Origin of the sequence: Prevotella sp. MGM2, assembly GCF_002933955.1 — a bacterium.
Classification (GTDB): domain Bacteria; phylum Bacteroidota; class Bacteroidia; order Bacteroidales; family Bacteroidaceae; genus Alloprevotella.
In genome coordinates this window covers 19,799-37,646 of the sequence record NZ_BEWW01000322.1, presented here as the reverse complement: position 1 = coordinate 37,646, position 17,848 = coordinate 19,799, and the positions used below count along the sequence as shown (strand labels likewise).

The 17,848-nt window shown below is 52.5% G+C and carries 15 protein-coding genes; all 15 read left to right on the top strand.

The window, feature by feature from the left end; all coding sequences use genetic code 11:
* The first annotated feature begins 2 nt into the window (after positions 1–2).
* The 15 genes from C5S62_RS13680 (at position 3) to C5S62_RS12385 (ending at position 17,818) form a co-directional block, all read left to right on the top strand.
* Positions 3–173: a hypothetical protein gene (locus tag C5S62_RS13680; protein ID WP_190311592.1), complete on the top strand. Its 171-nt coding sequence runs from the start codon at positions 3–5 to the stop codon at positions 171–173.
* Between the two features lie 27 nt (positions 174–200).
* Complete coding sequence (locus tag C5S62_RS12445; RefSeq protein ID WP_104405700.1) at positions 201–1,778, top strand: hypothetical protein; 1,578 nt, start codon at positions 201–203, stop codon at positions 1,776–1,778.
* Between the two features lie 79 nt (positions 1,779–1,857).
* Positions 1,858–2,421: a hypothetical protein gene (locus C5S62_RS12440; protein ID WP_104405699.1), complete on the top strand. Its 564-nt coding sequence runs from the start codon at positions 1,858–1,860 to the stop codon at positions 2,419–2,421.
* 12 nt (positions 2,422–2,433) lie between these two features.
* Positions 2,434–3,069: a hypothetical protein gene (locus C5S62_RS12435; RefSeq protein ID WP_104405698.1), complete on the top strand. Its 636-nt coding sequence runs from the start codon at positions 2,434–2,436 to the stop codon at positions 3,067–3,069.
* Complete coding sequence (locus C5S62_RS12430; protein ID WP_104405697.1) at positions 3,066–11,468, top strand: hypothetical protein; 8,403 nt, start codon at positions 3,066–3,068, stop codon at positions 11,466–11,468. The genes C5S62_RS12435 and C5S62_RS12430 overlap by 4 nt, the downstream gene beginning before the upstream one ends.
* 258 nt (positions 11,469–11,726) lie before the next feature.
* The gene (locus C5S62_RS12425; protein ID WP_223301240.1) at positions 11,727–13,049 is read left to right on the top strand and encodes an RNA-directed DNA polymerase; all 1,323 of its coding nucleotides are present in this window, start codon (positions 11,727–11,729) and stop codon (positions 13,047–13,049) included.
* A 41-nt stretch (positions 13,050–13,090) separates the two neighbouring features.
* On the top strand, positions 13,091–13,294 hold the full coding sequence (locus tag C5S62_RS13990) for a hypothetical protein (RefSeq protein ID WP_223301239.1): 204 nt from the start codon (positions 13,091–13,093) through the stop codon (positions 13,292–13,294).
* Between the two features lie 93 nt (positions 13,295–13,387).
* A complete protein-coding gene (locus C5S62_RS12420) occupies positions 13,388–13,879 on the top strand; it encodes a hypothetical protein (protein WP_104405696.1) in 492 nt (163 codons plus the stop codon).
* Positions 13,876–14,361 carry a hypothetical protein gene (locus C5S62_RS12415; RefSeq protein WP_104405695.1) on the top strand — a complete coding sequence of 162 codons (486 nt, stop codon included), beginning with the start codon at positions 13,876–13,878 and terminating at the stop codon, positions 14,359–14,361. Before C5S62_RS12420 ends, C5S62_RS12415 begins: the two co-directional genes overlap by 4 nt.
* A gap of 116 nt (positions 14,362–14,477) precedes the next feature.
* Positions 14,478–14,927 (top strand): phage holin family protein, encoded by a 450-nt coding sequence (locus C5S62_RS12410; RefSeq protein ID WP_104405694.1) that lies wholly within the window; start codon positions 14,478–14,480, stop codon positions 14,925–14,927.
* 6 nt (positions 14,928–14,933) lie between these two features.
* On the top strand, positions 14,934–15,605 hold the full coding sequence (locus C5S62_RS12405; protein ID WP_104405693.1) for an N-acetylmuramoyl-L-alanine amidase: 672 nt from the start codon (positions 14,934–14,936) through the stop codon (positions 15,603–15,605).
* Positions 15,602–16,186 (top strand): DUF6808 domain-containing protein, encoded by a 585-nt coding sequence (locus C5S62_RS12400; protein ID WP_104405692.1) that lies wholly within the window; start codon positions 15,602–15,604, stop codon positions 16,184–16,186. The genes C5S62_RS12405 and C5S62_RS12400 overlap by 4 nt, the downstream gene beginning before the upstream one ends.
* Positions 16,186–16,749: a hypothetical protein gene (locus tag C5S62_RS12395; RefSeq protein WP_104405691.1), complete on the top strand. Its 564-nt coding sequence runs from the start codon at positions 16,186–16,188 to the stop codon at positions 16,747–16,749. The genes C5S62_RS12400 and C5S62_RS12395 overlap by 1 nt, the downstream gene beginning before the upstream one ends.
* 23 nt (positions 16,750–16,772) lie before the next feature.
* Positions 16,773–17,282, top strand: a complete 510-nt coding sequence (locus tag C5S62_RS12390) for a hypothetical protein (RefSeq protein WP_104405690.1) — start codon at positions 16,773–16,775, stop codon at positions 17,280–17,282.
* Positions 17,283–17,293: 11 nt separating this feature from the next.
* On the top strand, positions 17,294–17,818 hold the full coding sequence (locus C5S62_RS12385) for a hypothetical protein (RefSeq protein ID WP_104405689.1): 525 nt from the start codon (positions 17,294–17,296) through the stop codon (positions 17,816–17,818).
* Positions 17,819–17,848 lie beyond the last annotated feature (30 nt).

Genomic DNA, 17,848 nt, shown 5'->3' with positions numbered 1-17,848 from the left:
TCATGGACGGCGTTGTGGTACACTGCCCCGATGAGGGCTATAAGGTCACACCGACAAAAGGGTCGGCAGGAATCCGCAGTCATGTTGCAGGCGCGACCGCGTCAGTCAGCAATCTTGCATCCGCGACTGGTGGAATAGGCAAAGGCAATTTCATTGAAAACGACAATAAATAAATCTTTAATCACAAAATTTTTCCAACCATGGACGGAGAAACAGTAATTGTTGGTGGTACAAATCCCACCCCGACCCCCGGCTCAGCCGGAGTCAGTTCGCAGGTAAGCGGAGCAGCCGCTACTGTGAGCAATCTCGCAGGGGCAACTGGCGGCATTGACGGTGGAAACCTCGTGCAGCCCGACCTTGACGAAGAACTCTACAAGTTTAAGGGCGATGACACACCCCTCATGCAGATTGCGCTGAAAGCAAAGCGTGTCAAGGTAACATCGCCCGAAGTTGACCACTACATGATTGACGAGCCTCGCACCTGCGTGACCACAACCGCCGCCGTTGCCAAAGGCACAAGCAATCAGTTCGTAGTTTCCCTTGACGGCGACGACCAGCAGATTCCGCGCCCCTACGGCACGTTGCTTGCCGTTGGCGTTGACGGCTATACCGAGGACGGAAGCAAGGCAACGCCCGGCAAAGACCTCATGCTGTTTGTTGTCGGTCACGACCCCACAACAGGCAATCCCATCTGTCGCGCCGTGAACGGTCCCAAGTCAACCACTGATGCTGAGTATTGCACTACGCCTGCAATTCCTGCCGGAACGAAACTCATTCTGCTCGGCAACGCGCTCTATGAAACGCAGAAGAAAGTTGACCCCGACCTCTTTGTTCCGCAGCCCACTCGCGTGTTCTTGCAGAAGCGTGGCATGAACCGCATCGTGTCGGACTACTTCGATGCCGTCAAGAAACGCATCCCGTTCACCAAGGCAATCATCGCCGAGGCCGCACTTACCAAGTTCAAGTGCGACACCAACCGCTCCCTGCTTGCCGGACGTAAGGGCAAGATTAAGGTGAACACACCCGAAGTCGGCGTGCAGGACATCTACTTCTCCGAGGGCGTGCGCTATCAGGTGAAGAAAGAGATTCAGCACATCGGCAAGTGGACTTACGAAGAGTTCATCGCCCTTGCCAAGATGTTCTTCACCGGCGAGGATGTTCCGAGCAGTGGCCTGGCCCTCTGCGGCAAGAACTTCCTTGAGAACATCCAGTGCATCGACTTCTCGAAGCACCCGGAGGTCAAGATTGACGTCAAGACCAACAAGTTCGGATGGACCGTCACCGCCATTCACACCGTGTTCGGCGACATCGAGTTCAAGCGTGAGCCGACCTTTGACCGCCTCGGCTGGAGCAATTCGGCATTCTTGCTTTCGCCCGACCGCCTTGTGCGTTACGTTCTCGCCGCGGAACACTCATCGTCTGACCGCGTGGAGGGCGAAGAGGCAACACGCGAGAGCATTCTCACATGGGATGCAATCGCCCTCAAAGGTTCTTGCCACTTATGGATCAACGGCGAGGACACCACCGCCAACGACAACGTCAACGAGGACGCAGCCCACTATCTGTTCTACGAAGGCTCTACTGCCCCCGAATCCCCGGTTGACGGCGGTATCTACTACCTGCTGAGCGACTGCCCCGGTATCGCAGCCACCGCTGTCAAGGGTACGCTTTGGCGTGCCAAGAACACCACCACTACCACAGGTGAGGGTGCTTCCGCGACCACCAAGACCACAACAACGTGGAGCGAGTATGAGGTTGGCGATGTAATCAGCGTCTAAGGCCCATCAAGACTAAGTAAACAACAGAGAGGCGGACTGGTAGAAATGCCGTCCGCCTCTTTTAATAAATGCCACAACAATGAAAAAAAAGAGAATAACCTACGGCGTGTCGGGCATGATGGAATATCAGAGCATCATCCGCTTCGGTAAGAATACCCTCAAGGTTACATTTACTGGAGGCAGTATGAATGCCATCGGCGTGACACCTGCCACATATACCACAAGTAGTTTCCTCATTCAGCAGGCAATAGAGAACAGCAACGAGTTCAAGCGCGGACGCATCCGCATTGTCCGAACCATAGAACTGGATGAAGAAATCCACATCGAGCGACCCAAGCCTGCTACTGCAATCGCAGAGCGGCGCAATCCTGCGCCCACGCCCACGGCAGAAGCCGAGAAAGTCCCCGAACCTACCGAGGAAGCAGAGGCCGCCGAGGTCAACGCCGAGGACGGCGCGACATCCGAGGAACAGCCCGAAGAATCCGCGCCGACCGCACCGCTCACGCAGGTGGAGTTTTCCTGCAACGATGATGCAAAGGACTACCTTGAGCAGACTTTCGGCTACGTCCGTAGCAAGCTGCGCAACCGCGAGGACATCATCAACGCAGGCAAGGTCCACAACGTAGAAATAATCTTCGTGTAAACGTCCGGCGATATGGTGTATAAAATCCTGCAAATCGCGCGTGACGTGCGTATCGCCATAGACGAAAACAAGACGAGCGAACAACTGGTAGCCGATGAGGATATTGACACCCTGTCGCTGAACGATATTGTGCGCTCCAAGATTGTCGAGGCTGTGCGCAGGGTTGTGACCGAAGCACCCACGCACCTGCTTGACGGCGGTCTGCCATTCGGCGATGCCGTCTTTTGGCGAAGCAAAGGTTCGGGCTGGACACTCCTGCCCGAAGATTTCATGCGCCTATTAATCTTCAAAATGAGTGATTGGGAGCGACCAGTGTATGAACCAATCACAGCCGCCGACCCTCAGTATCAGCTGCAATTCTCACGCTACAAGGGACTGCGAGGAAATCCGCAGAAACCAGTTGTGGCTATTGTCAGCCGAGCCGAGGGCCGTGCGCTGGAATTATTCTCCTGCAAGGACAAGACCGCGACCGTTGAGCAGGCCGTCTATATCCCTCTACCGAAAGTGGATTGTGACGGCGGTATCGAAATCCCGGAGCGGTGCTATATGTCGGTGGTCTATCAAGCCGCCTCGCTTGTACTTGCCACAATCGGTCAGAGCGAACTATCCTCAGTAATGTCAGAACTTAGCAAACAACTTTTAGTATGAGTCAGATAAAGACAACCGAAATTGAGGGTGATGTGGCTATCGGCAGACACGTCACCGCAGGCGGTAACGCGACCATACAGGGGAATACGACTGTCAAGAAGAATCTGAAAGTTGAGGGATGGCTTGATGCCCGAAACATCAAAGGCCCCAACAAAGGTATCTTCCTTGACGTGACTAAACTCCGTGAGGCATATCCGTTACCGCATGACGGTTGGTGGGCATTAGTCGGCAACACCCTGCCTGCGCCCCTATACATCGCAGACGGCGGTGCATGGGTAGCGACCGGCGAATCGGCAGGCAACCCGACCATTGACAGCCAACAGTACAACGATGCCGTTGCGGCCCTTGACGCTGATTTGAAAGAACTGGCGAAAGATGTATCGGCAAACGCACAGAGCATTGAGCAGATACGCACGCAGATAAACACTATCGGCAGTTCGGTCAATACGCTCACGACCGATGTGTCCGGCCTGAAAACTCGCGTGACCAATGCTGAGACAAGCATTCAGAGCATCAACAACAGCAAGGGCAAGGCTAACGGCCTGGCCTCTCTTGACGCAAACGGCAAAGTTCCGTCAGCGCAGCTTCCCGGCTTCGTTGATGATGTCGTAGAGTTCAATGCCATAGTCTCCGACATAACACCGCTTGCACAATCAGCGAACAAAAAATCAACTGATGCCGGTTGTATGGTGGTTTATGACAGCGACCGCAACCGATTTATTCTTGCAGTGTCGCATTTGGCCATACCCGATGAACAGCGTACACAATGGAGAGAGCAGATATTGCGCCCGATAAAGACACTCAACACTCCTGCCACCGCCACCGCAGAGAGCGTTGAGGCGTTGCCTCTATTGAACGTTGTGGATTACTGGGAACTTACGGACGGAACAGCCTCACTCATCACATCAAAATTCACCTACTACAACAACTGGCTTGACGGTGGCTCCTTTGGTGAAGGTGACGCAAAAGGTAGAATCCCCGAAGGTGGCAAGGTGTATATTTCTACCTCAGATAATAAAACCTATCGTTGGAGTGGCACACAACTTGTCATCATTGGTAATGACCTTGCACTGGGTCGTACAGCAAACACGGCGTTCCCCGGCGATGAAGGAGCGCAGTTGCAGAAAAATCTAAAAAACACAGCCAACCGATTGCGCAACTTAGGGATTCTGCTTTGTGACGGTCAATGGGATGGAACCGGCACTACACCTAAAAGTGGTGTATGGCTTTGTCCGAATGAAGAGGGCGGTTGGTATTTCCGCAGTTTTGGCAACACCAATTTTTATGACCTCCCTGAAGAAGAATATAACTCTGACATGACGTATAATTCCGGCTGTCTATATCGTATGGCAGACGGACTATACCGCATTATCAACGATAAACTGACAATGGTCGGAGGGGCTTCAGTCGGCAATACGTTCAACCTCACATCGGAAATACCCACAAGCGACCCCGACAAGTTGTTCTATCAATTGAACGACCCGACCGACACCAAGTATTATGCTCCAGCGATAGTCTATGAGCAGGGAAAGGCAGGTTTCGGCTTGCAGATTACCTTTGCCGTTGCTCACGGTGCGTGGAAGATATACCAGTATGTCGGCGCGACACTTGAAAAGGAAGATGTTTTGAGCAGTGAAAACTGGCTCGATCTCGCAGGCATGAGCGCAGGCGCAGAAGCCATCGTGAATGTCAATGAGGTGTGCGAAGATAAAGACTACACCATGTCGCTTGCCATACAGGCACTCATTGACCTGCGCGACACCACCGGGGTAAACTATCTCAAATCCGGACTTGTCATAACCTACCGCAGGGATTCTTCCAAAACGCCCCATGCATGGGAGACAAAGCAGTTCCGTGGGCAGGTGCAGGATATATCCGCGACAAACGGCGATGACCTATGGCCAGACTTCGGCGGTGGCGGTGGCTCTACTTTTGAACTCGGCAACGAGCCAGAGGTAAACGGCACTAAAGCATTGTCAACCGGCGGCGCGTACGATATGGAACAACGCTCATTCGGAGGCTTGCAGATAGAACCCGCCCCATCGGATTATATCATACAAGCCGTAACTAAAGCAGGCGAACCTCTCGGCGATTCCGTGAAGATACCCAAGAGCAACGGCGGTGGCGGTCAGAGCGGAAGCACACTCACCATCTACTGCGACTCTGCCGTATGGGGCGCGTATGGTGGTAAAATCGTTTTGTCGGCCGCCATCAAGAGCGTAAGTTATGACGGCGAAGATGAGGTACTGGGAACAATCCGCTCACTGAGTATCATCGACCCGACCACCAATATAGAGTTGTGGAGTGAGGTTGTCAATCAGCCGTCCTCAACATCAGCCAATGACCTCAAATTTGAATTTGACTTTACCGAGTTCATAACCGGGGCATCGAGCAAGGACTACAAAATCAAAGCCACTGACGCGGACGGCAACGAGCGCACTCGTGTAATCAGCGTTACCGCCGTTGACGTGACGTGTACCTGTGTGCAGGCACTTAACTACTCAGCCGCCACCGCTCTTGAAGCAGGAGGACGCGAGAAGAGCCTGCCGATGTATAAGTTTGAAAACAACGTCAGCACCAAACAGGGCATACTGGTGACAACCGAGATGTTCTACAACGGCGCATGGCACACCCTCGGCACGGCTACGGTCACAGACCAGTACAGCCACAACATCAGCATTGACCCGAACAACGTGTTCGGCAATTCCGAACAACTGACGCACGGCGCATACCCCCTGCGCATTCAAGGCAAAGACATTGCTTCGGGTGTGACAGGCAATACAATCTACACAGCCGTGATGTGCGTTGACGCAAACAACAGCACGCCGATTGTAGTCATGCGATACGATGACCGCAACGAGGGTAAAGTGCGCTTGTATGATTCCATCGCGCTTGATGTCGCAGCTTACACTCCGGGCAAAACACGCACAGCCATTGAGGTAATGATTGACGGACATATAGCCACTACCGCCAACTGCGAAACCAGTCAGACGCTCAATGTAACGAAGCAGATTCAAGGTTATGCCTCGGACGGAAGCAAGAGTTTTGACGTGTACGCACAGAGCGGAACATCCAAGTCCTATACAATCACACTCACGGTCGAGGGTTCGGCCATTGACGCTGAGATCAAAGAGGGCGCACTCTTCGCCTACGATTTCTCCACACGCAACAACAGCGAGAGCGACCACACCATCAAGGACAACGGCTACACGATGCAGGTCATCGGCAGTAACTGGAGCTCCAACGGCTTTGTGTCCGTCCTCGGTGAGAATGTCCTGCGCATCGCCGAAAATGTCAAAGCGGAGATACCCTATGCGCCGTTCTCGCCCTCTGCCCTTGAAACGAGCGGAGCCGCCATCCAGTTGGCATTCTCCACCAAGAGTATCAAGGATAGAAACGCTATGCTCTGCGAGTGCTACGACCCTGCGGCAGGTGTCGGCTTCTATATACGTGGCAATGAGATTGTGCTGACAGTGCTTAACGGCACGCCGAGGCGACAGCGCGTAGGCTTCAAATGCGGAGAGAAAGTGACAGTCGCCGTTGTCGTTGAGCCGGGGAGCAAGTATGTCACATACAAAGCCTCAGACGCATCCAGCGGAACGAACTACTCCTTTGTCAAACTCTACGTCAACGGCGAGGAGTGCGCCGCCATAGGCTATCAGCCGGGAACGAGCGCACTGCGTCAGAACAGGACAATCACGTTCAACTCCGAGAACGGCGATTTCAACCTCAACTACATCATGGCCTACAACTCCTATATGGAATGGTTGCAGGCATTCCGCAACTACCTTTGCAAGTTGAGCGATGTCCGCGCCATGATAGCGGAGTATGACAAAGAGAATGTACTGGATACGACAGGCAAGCCGTCCATGAGCCTTATGGCGGCCAAAGGTATACCTTACTATGTGATTGTCGCCGACCAGACCACATTCAATAATTTCGACTATGCTCTGAACGGCGGTACATCAACAAGCGACCAGTTTGCCTGCACGCTGTACTACTTCAACCCACAGCATCCGGAAGTAAACTTCAAGGCTGTGAATGTGCTTTGGCGCAGGCAGGGAACGACTTCGGCACAGCGACCCATTAAGAACGACCGCTTCAACTTCAACAAGAAGAACAAGACCACAGGACTTAAAGCGACCGTCACCCTGCTCAATCCCGATGACAGCACCGAACTTGGACGCAACGCAATCAAGGCTGCTGCTGACCGAAAGGTGTTTTGCGCTGAGACTGGTAACTTTATTGACGTGGTTACTGTCAAAGTCGATTATTCCGACAGTTCCAATGCCAACGACTGCGGCGTGTGCGATATGATGAACGCCACATTCCGCTCTCTCGGCTCGTCATACATGACCCCGGCGCAAAGAGCCTTTGACGGGCGTCAGATTCTTTCCAACGGAGACGTTATCACGGGTCGTCAGATGGACCATTCCACAAAGAACCACCCGATAGCCTGCTTCCGCGCCACGACCGACACCTTGCAGGACGCATGGTTTCATGCCAAGGGCAACTGGAAAGAGGACAAGGGAGAGCAGACCGCCCTCGGCTTCAAGGATACACCCGGCTATAACAAAGGCTGTCTCAACTACGGAGACTTTGTGGAATACTTCGGCACACCCGATGAAACCCTCGCGCAAACCGAGGCTCGTTTCAAGGCAGACCCCGAAACAAATACAGAGGCCGCCCAAAAGAATGTGTATCTCATATCACAGTATTGCGGACGCGACTATGCTATCTACCGCTACAAGAACGGCGCATGGACACGTTCGACTGGCTCAATGAAGCAGGTTGACGGCATGTGGGTTGTGACCGGCGATGTGCTTAACCCGGTGAGTGGTTACGAACTACTGCAATATGCAGGTATGGACTGGTGGCAGGGTGTAGCGACTATTGAAGACATGATGAAGCCGTCAACACAGATTTCATCATGGGTTCGCAAACTCGGACTTGCGGCTACGGAATATCCTGCATGGACGTACTACTTTGAGTGCATGATTGACGATGACCAACTCCAAGAGGATTTGGCACTCGGCAAGAAAGTACCCTACGACCTCTTCAATATGCTTCGTTTCTTCAACTCCTGCGACTACTCCAAAGTCAACGGGTGGGAGAAGATATGGAGAGAGAACGCCTACCGCTATATGTCGCTTGAGAGCGCAATGGCATACACCGCCTTTACTGACTATCTCGCGGCTGTTGACCAACGAGCCAAGAATATGCAGCCTATGTTCTTCTTGGAGGACGGCTGTTCGGTAGAGAACGGCGTTTACTCCGGCTACCGAAATATGGAGCCAACCCGAATGTATCTTAACAAGGTATATGACTGTGACACCTGCAACGGCGCAGACAATGACGGCGGCCGAGACATAGACGCGGAGGTAGACCCCAACAAGATGACTGATGAAGCTACCGGTTATACCAATCCCTACATGGGTTACGGCTCGGTACTCTTCAACAACATGGACCGTCAGCAGGAGTGCTGGAACAGCAACGACCTCGGCACGACCACCATATCACTGAAGAGTGTTGTGAACCGAATGCGTAATCAGACAGCGCAGATAGACGGCAAGACCCTCGTTCCGTTCTCGCCCGATGGAGCGTTATACTTCTTTGTGGAGAAGCGTCTGAAATTCTGGCCCAAAGTCGTATCATCGTATGACGGAGAGCGCAAGTACATTGACCACACTGGCATAGCCAACCTGCCGTACTTCTACGCGCTTCACGGCCTGGGACTGACAACACTGCCCCGATTCATCGAACAGCGTTGGGCAATCCGTGACGGCTATTATCAGACAGGCGACTTCTTTACCAATCCATTGAGCGGACGTGTGTCTGCCATCAAAGCCGATTCTAAAATCTACATCACCGCAGCAGCTCCGGGATATTTCGGAATCGGTAATGACGCAAGCGGTCAGTTGTCGGAATCCGTCTTTTTGGAAGCAGGACAGACCCACGCGTTCACGCTTTTCGCCCATGACTCAGGCGCACTGCTCTACATCTATCAGACTGGGCGCATGAGCAAGATTGACCTTTCGGAAATGTCCCTCGCGTTCCACTTTGACGATTTGAGCAAGTTGCAGCTTGCCGAAGAAATCATACTGGGCGGTGACAAGCACACCGAGAACACCGCGCTCAACGGCTTCAATCCTCTCGGCAACCTGACGTTGGGAGATATGCCGTTCCTGCGCATCTTTGACGTGAGCAACACCACTGCTACTGGCATTGATGCAAAGGGCTGTCCGCGCATTGAATCAATCAACGCAAGCAACACACTGCTTACCAACTGCGACCTTGCGCAGACATCGCCTATCGAAACGCTGAAACTGCCTGCGTCAGTAACCAAACTGGAACTTGTGAACCTGCCGAGGCTCACATATCCCGGCGGTCTGACACTGGCAAGCGTCAACGGCATCAACCGTCTGTGGGTAGAGGGTTGCGACTTCGTGGACGTGGAGAGCCTTGTGATGACAATCGCAGAGGCAGGAGCAATCCGCGAGGTTCGCATTCCGAACATCAACATGACCGCCAGTGTGTCGGTACTCCGTCAGCTGCGCAAGACCGGCGCCATCGGACTTGACGCGACTGGCAAAGCCTACGAAGAGAGCGGACAGTGTTCGGGCATCACGGGCCGTTGGATATTGTCGGAACTCATTGAGGACACTGACACGGACGGCAACGCAGGCATGACAACGCTGAGCAACTATTTCCCCGAACTCGACCTCATCAACTCCCAGTTCTCGTTGCTGAAGATTGATGACATCATCGGCGGAGATTTCTGCGAGAGGTACAGTAACCCCGAAAATCAGACTGGCGCAGACTACAACAAGGCATTCGCGCCGAGCGGTCACACCCTCAAAATCAAGCAGGGTATTCACGCCTACAAGTGTACGTTCAACTCCAAACTCAATCAAATGGAGGGAGTGCAGTTGAGCGACACCGATTTCGGCTACCTCAATTCGGGCGAAAGTTTTGACAACTCCGACCAAGCCGGAGAGGGTTTCGACATCTTCCATCACCTGCCGCACCACTGGTACAAGGGGGTGAACGATTACAAGAATCAGAAGAAATATATCTTGTATTCTACCACGGAGAATGAACCTCTATCGACCGTCAACAAGAGCGTTAAGGCTATGCTTTCGGAACTGCTCTATGCTGAAAACACCGGGGTCTATGCAGACGAAGCGCAGGTTGGAGAAACCATTGATGATACTGTCATCGCCACAGCCTCCAACATTAACGCCTATCGCATGGACGTAGAGGGCATGAAGCAGGCACGCTGGCCCGGACTGAACCACGCACGCCTCGGCGCAGTCTTTACTGACGCTGACGGCAAGATTGTCGGCTCGTTCATCATGCAGGTAAGCCACACCTACTTTGATTTCTCAATCGGCAACTACGTCTTCTGCGATGTGCCGAGCGGTGCAAAGTGGATGTACTTCACCTCATACCGCGACATCGGCGACATCATGTGTCTTGCCGTTGACAGTTCACACATTGAGGCGATCGAACCCGAATGGACTGAACACACGGTCGGCGAGAACGACAGCCTCATCGGAACATACCCGATTACTATTGACGGACTGAAAATGCCTCGCAGTCTTTCGGGTGCTATCCGTTCCAAAAAAGGTGACGGCAATTCAACCACCTCGTCCGAGTGGGCGCATGATTCAGACGGCAACCCGACCGAAACCCCAGTCGGCACAATCCACTACACGGATAAGGATTTCCAAAACAGCACTCGCAGGCGCGGAGCAGGCTATCAGTTGCAAGACTACGAACAGCACAAGGAAATCAGCAACCTATGGTGGGCATTGAGCGGAACGACCAACGAGCAGGCTGTTGTCGGCAACGGAGCGCATGACGCAACGCTGAACAGCCGTGACTCCATCGGTATGGCTGACACGGAATATGTCGGCAATGCCATGAACTCAATACTGGGACTCAAGCACTATGTCGGCTGTGACTCGGAGTGGATGGACTATATCGCCTGCAACGTTAAGAGTTATGCCGAATTCTATAAAAACCGCTGTCTTGATAACAACAACGATGACCCGATTGATTACAAGGCTCATATCTATGACCCAATCACCAAGACGGAACGTGTTGTGCAGACAGTAACCGGCAACGGTAACTGCGTGGTGCGTGTAGTCCACGGCGCAAAGTGTGACATTCTTGCAAGTAAGGTGCATCAGACCGACACAAGCCGATACACTACCCACTATGCGGCAGGACACTGGTTGCCCGGCTTCCGTGGCCGTGTGGTTTTGCGGTCGGGCAACAACTCGAGTGCGAGTGGCGGCCTCGCTTATGCGAGCGCGAGCTACGCTTCTTCGAGCTCGGTCGCGAGCTGCGGTGGTCGGCTCGCCTTCCGCGGAAAATTCGTCATTGTCGGATAGCGGAACTCGTCCCCACGAAAAAAGCGCAGAGGGAGAACCGACCAACGGGAGGTTGCTCCCTCTCCTTTTCTCGCGTAAGCGAGTCGAGTTAGGCGAAAATTTTGTAACTTTGCACCTTGAAAGGCAGATAACCCCGCGCGCCGTGTGGTTTTGCGGTCGGGCAACAACTCGAATGCGAATGGCGGCCTCGCTTATGCGAACGCGAACAACGCTTCTTCGAACTCGAACACGAACTACGGTGGTCGGCTCAAATTCTGAATGGTTAAACACAATCGGATGACCCTGCACGCCTGCGCGACAGGCACAGCACTCTCCGAGGGGTTTGCGCCTCGGCAACAGCATAAGAATATGGAAAGCCGGAAGAACATTATAACCAACAGTGGAGAGGGGCAATGCCTCTCTCCACAGGACCGGAAGGCGGTCACAGACATAGCAACATTCATGGAGTTGACCGAGGATTGCCCCTCGGTCAACTATCCTTTATGCAATCTTATCCCGGAGATAATCACGGAAGCCAATCTAATATCATCGTTCAATCGCGTAATAAGCAACCTGCGCCAGTCGGCATCGGACAGCGAGAAAAAGGATACCGTTGTCATTGACGGCAAAGAATACACCAAGAGGCAGGCGCGATATGTGCGTAAGAAGAAAGAGATTATAGAGCAGCTTAAACACTCTATAAGCAGTGGAGAATTCCGTATAACCAAACTGACATCCTTTGATACGCAGGACGGCCCGAAGATAAGGACAGTACAAGCACCCATTGTCGTAGAGCGCATGGGGAGCAACAGCATTATGGAAGTCATAGAAACCCGGCTTGCTCCAGTACTGATTGAAAGCACGGCCGCTTCCATAAAGGGACGAGGCCCACACGGATTGTTCCATGAGATACAAGCCGCGATAGAGGCTAACCCGAATCTGAAGTATTATTACCAGTCGGACTACAAAGGATATTACGACCACATAGTTCATGACGATATGATTGCTATTATAGAGCGATACATATCCGACCCGATACTATTACCGATGTTGCGGAATTTCGTAAAAGCCCTGCACCCCGATGGGGACATAGGTATCAGCAAGGGCTTACGTTCATCGCAGTTTTTCGGCAATCTCTATCTGAACGACCTCGACCACGCCATGATCGAGAAACACGGAGCGACTTACTATTTCAGATTTTGTGACGATACGTTTATACTGGCAGAAAGTAAAAGAGAGTTATGGAGATTAAGGGAGTGCTTACATGAAGAGAGTTCAAAACTCGGACTGACAATAAAGCCGAGCGAAAGGATTGCGCCCATAACAGCAGGGATGGACGCACTTGGTTATGTGAATTTCGGCGACTATGCCCGGATACGCAGGCGCACGAAGCAGAACGCGGCCCGTAAACTGGCAAAGGTGAAATCGCGGAAACGCAGACAGGAAATCATAGGCTCATTCAAGGGTATGGCGTGCCATGCCGACTGTAAGTATATATTTCACTTAATCACTGGTAAACGTATGAAAAAGTTTTCAGAAATGGGAGTGACATACACTCCTGCCGATGGGAAGAACCGCTTTCCCGGCAAAGTCATGCCGTAATCCAAAACAAAGAGTTAGAGATACACGATTATGAGGTAGAGATGGACACCTCATACGGCAACAGCCGCTATCTCGTATCGTTCAAGGTCAAGGCGACCGGCGAGTGGGGCAAATTCTTCACCGCAAGCGAAGAGATGAAGAACATCCTTGACCAAATCTCGGACATTGAGGATGGGTTCCCGTTTGAAACAACCATCGTGAGCGAAATCTTTGACGGCAACAAGCAGAAATTCTCGTTCACCTAATACCATCACACCCCAAAGCGTGACACGTCACTAAACTTAAAAGGGTCTGCAAAGCGCAGGTCCTTATCTTTGTGCCAAAAATCATATAACGATATGGAAAAGATATTTGGCACAACCGTAAGGCAGGACAGCCTGCAACGAACAGGGCGCAACACATGGGTGCTTTTCTTCGGTCTTTATACAACGGCAGAGGGAAGCACATACGAGTATCGCCATACATTCAACCGCCGACCGACCCTTGACGAGATAAAGGCAGTCATCAACGCGCAACTCTCGGCAGACGCTGACGAGCGTAAGCGCAACGGCTTCCAGTGGGAAGGCGTGCCTGTCCGCTACGATGAGGAAGCAGAGCGCAACATAACCGGGCTGTCGGTCAAGATACCGCGACTGGGAGCCGCCATGTTCCCCCTCAAATTCAAACTGGGAGATTACCCTGACGGCTCTCCTGCTTTCCATTATTTCGCCGATGCCGAGGAATTTGAGAGTTTCACGGACGCTCTCATGATGTTCTCGCAGGAGTGCTACAATAAATCGTGGCAGGAGAAAGCCGCTATTGACTGGACTAAATTCGAGAACGCACTATGATGATAGCGGAACTTATATGCGTGACGATGTCATGCACCATCATGACGCTGTATCTCATAGCGTACCTTCTGAACGTAGGAGTGCCGACATCTATCAGCGAAACCTACTACAAGACGCAGAAAAAGTGGCTCTTCCCGACCTGCACGGCGACCGCCGGAACACTCGCCCTTGTGCCTCTGCTCAATGTCACGCCCGACAATTATCAGTTCGTGGCATTCTTCATAGTCGCCTCTATCTTATTTGTGGCGGCTGCTCCTGCTTTCCGCGAGGAACTGACGAACCACGTCCACAGCGGAGCCGCCATAATACTGGGGCTGTCAGCACTGGCATGGCTCATACTGACAAGCGGAGTGCCATACATAGCACTCACGGCAACGCTCATCGGCCTGGCAACAGACCGCAGGCACTTTGTCTTTTGGCTTGAAGCCGGACTACTATACAACCTATACGCATCACTGATTCTGATACTCTCATATCGTTAAAAGCAGACACGGCGCAGGAGCAATCTTGCGCCGTCCTTGTGTCGCGTCACAAAAGTTAAAGCGTGGCAGGGATAGTATATGGGTAACTTTGCGCCGAACCAAAACGATAAATCATCATGGAATCAATCTTATCATTAGAGAAAGGATACTTCTTCATCGGGGTGTTTTTCGCCGTGTCGCTCTTGGTAATCATGGCCATAATGCTTGACCTATGGGACGGAGTATACACAGCGAAACGAACTGGGCAACGGGTTCACTCCCATAAGTTGCGAGTAACCATCGCCAAAGTAAGCGAGTACTGGCGATTTTTGCTGATAGGCTTTTTGGCAGACTGCCTCGGCTTCCTGTTCAGTTTTTATTTCCTGCCGTTCATGGCATTGCTTTTCGGCATGGGCCTGATTGTCGTAGAGATAATCAGTATGTTTGAACACGCCAAACGCAGGAAAAGCCATCTTATTGATTTGCCCGAAATTATAGATGGCATCATCGCAGCAACATCAAAAAAAGATGCAGAAAAGATTATCGGTGTAATCTCTACCAAAAGCGAAGTATCACCTCATCACTAATTAGATATGATAGTTCTTATTGACAATGGACACGGGAGCGACACCCCCGGCAAGTGTAGCCCCGACAGAAAACTCAAAGAGTATCTCAAGAGCCGCGAGATAGCACGCCGATTGGTAAAGACATTGAACAGCCGCATGGTCAATGCCAAAACACCGATAGAGGCGCATCTGCTCGTTGAGGAGGATAAAGACATAAGCCTGCCCGAAAGGTGCCGCAGAGCCAATGCCTACTGCGACAAATACGGCAAGGAGAATGTTCTGCTCGTTTCCATCCACTGCAACGCCGCAGGCGCGGACGGCAAGTGGAAGAGCGCAGGCGGTTGGTGTGTCTATACCTCGCCGGGCAGGACTAAGGCTGACGACCTCGCCACCGAGATTTGGAAAGCCGCTGACGAGGGGCTGAAAGACTACAAAGAGCGTTTCCCATTCTTGCAGGCGCAGGGCGCATACGACAGCAGACAGAAGCCCATGAGGGCAGACTGGAGTGACGGTGACCCAGACTATGAGGCGCGGTTCTACATCCTCGTCCACACCAAATGCCCGGCTGTGCTGACCGAATCGCTCTTCCAAGACAACAAGGCAGACTGCGACTTCCTGCTCTCGGAAGAGGGGACAAAGGCAATCGTGGAACTCCATGCCAACGGAATCATCAACTACATCAAAAACCACAAGAAATGAGAAGCGACACACCACGCAAAATAATTCGCAAGGTCAAGGACATCCTTGCCATAGTGCTTGTAATTGTCGCTTGCATGGCGGCAGGCGCGTATCTCCACAAGTGCCAGTCACCGCCCGGCGACAACATCCCAGGCCGAGAGGCAATCGAAACCGACACCATCACGATATATGACACCATTCCCTACATCGAGCCTGCGCCTGTCCACTCACAGCAGGTAGGCTCTAAAAAGGTTACAATCCCCACGTCATACATTGACCGAGGGATTGAGAACCTGCCCGACATCAGAGCGGACACCGCCGAACTGACAAGCGCAGACGTTGAAGTGACAACACCCGACAGCCTGACATTACAGCTGCCAATCACGCAGAACGTCTATGAGGGAGAGGACTACAAGGCATACGTCAGCGGTGTTTATCCGAGCCTTGACAGCCTGTTCGTATATCCCCGGCGCGAGATAGTGACTATAAAGAAGCCTCCCAAGCGGTGGCACATAGGGCCGACAGTCGGCTTCGGCTATACGCCACACGGCTTTGAGCCGTTCATCGGAATCAGTCTGACCTATTCAATCATTGATTTATAATGGAAACAATCACCATACAGATATTTCAAGACGATGTATACGAAGAGGTGGCCAAGGCGACCGACTACACAGGGTCTAAACTGATAGACGGCGACGAGGGCGCACGCGACCGCATCCTTGCGGCCGATGATGACCTCGCGGAATTGAGCAGGTTTTGGGAAGAGTCTGTGTCCGCCACCAACGAGAACCTAAAGGAAATGCTGGTGTCGGGTAGGACAAAACTCATCAGCACCATTGCTATAATTGACCCGACACCCACACCACCGGTCATATCAACGCAGTCTGAAAACGCAAATGCTTTACCCCCAGTTCTCCCCCCGGTAACATTAGGCAGGACCGGTTACGAAGCCGTCATAGAGGTCAGCAAGTCGTTTGACAAGGTGCTGACCGCAAGCGTCCAGTCAACCCTGCGCAGTTTCTTCATTGCCTCGATCATCGGGCAATGGTTCAAATTCGCAAACAAAGGCGAGGCAAAGGACTACTTCACGCAGGCGGCCGACATGATGGAAACCGCCGAGAGGTTACTCTACAGCCGCCGAAAGCCGACACGCCCCACCGACTAATCAACATTTAATAACTACGAACTATGCCAAACCCCACTTTAGGCGCAAAGAAACCAGTCACAGCCACAATCAAAATCTCGTGGCTGCTTTATGACATCATGAATGAAACGTTCCTGCGCGGACGTACCATTCAGAACAAAGACAACCACAAAGAGGTTGCAAGTATGTTCGCCTCGGAGGACGAGGAAAACCGCGAGAAGATACTCCGCTCAGTCAAGAGAGCCTTTGCGGAGGTTCAGACCGAACTGGGCGAGTATCTCAACGAGAACGGCACAACGACCGACAACAGTCACTATGACGGAAGCCATGACCTTGTGCTGAATCTCACCATGCCGAGCAACTTCAACGAAGCCGCGACAACCGGCGTAGGCGAAGCCGTCCACGCATATCTCGCCAACACCGCTATCGCCGACTGGTACATGGTTACCAACAAGGCAGACGCGGAGCAATACTACGCCCTTGCAAACAAGAACATGGAGTTAATCCGTCAGACCGTGAGCAAGCGTAGCCGCCCGGCACGTCCCACCAACTAATCCCAGGTTCCATGAGTTGCTTTTTGGAAGAAAAGGACGGCAGGCTCAACGCCGTGTTAGGGTTCAAGCGCGACCAACTGCTGTATGACATAAAGAACTATGCCTTTATAGAGGGTAGCGTCATGGACACGGAAAGCAACCACAACCGCCACATGGTGCAGGATGTGGGCGAGGACGGAAACGTGGACCGTGTGACGCGAGTGCTGAATCTGACCGTGTGCAAATGCAGGGAACTCCTTTATCCCTACACCAAGAACGACCTGCACCGCACGGAACTGAACGACAACCTGCGTGAGCCGCCTGTCTATGGGATAGTGTTGAGCGTACCGCTCGACTTCTCGCAGACCACACTCTACCTGCTTGAGAACCTCATCCACGAATACCTTGTCTGCAAGGCTGTGGCCGACTGGCTGACTATTACCAACACCGCAAAGGCGCAGGTATGGGAAGCCAAAGCCGAGGACGCGGAGAGCGAGATACGGATAAACCTGCACAACAGGATAGCAAAGGCACGCAGACGTATGCACCCTTTTTAATGTTGCCATATCAAAGCGAAAGGCCGCTGT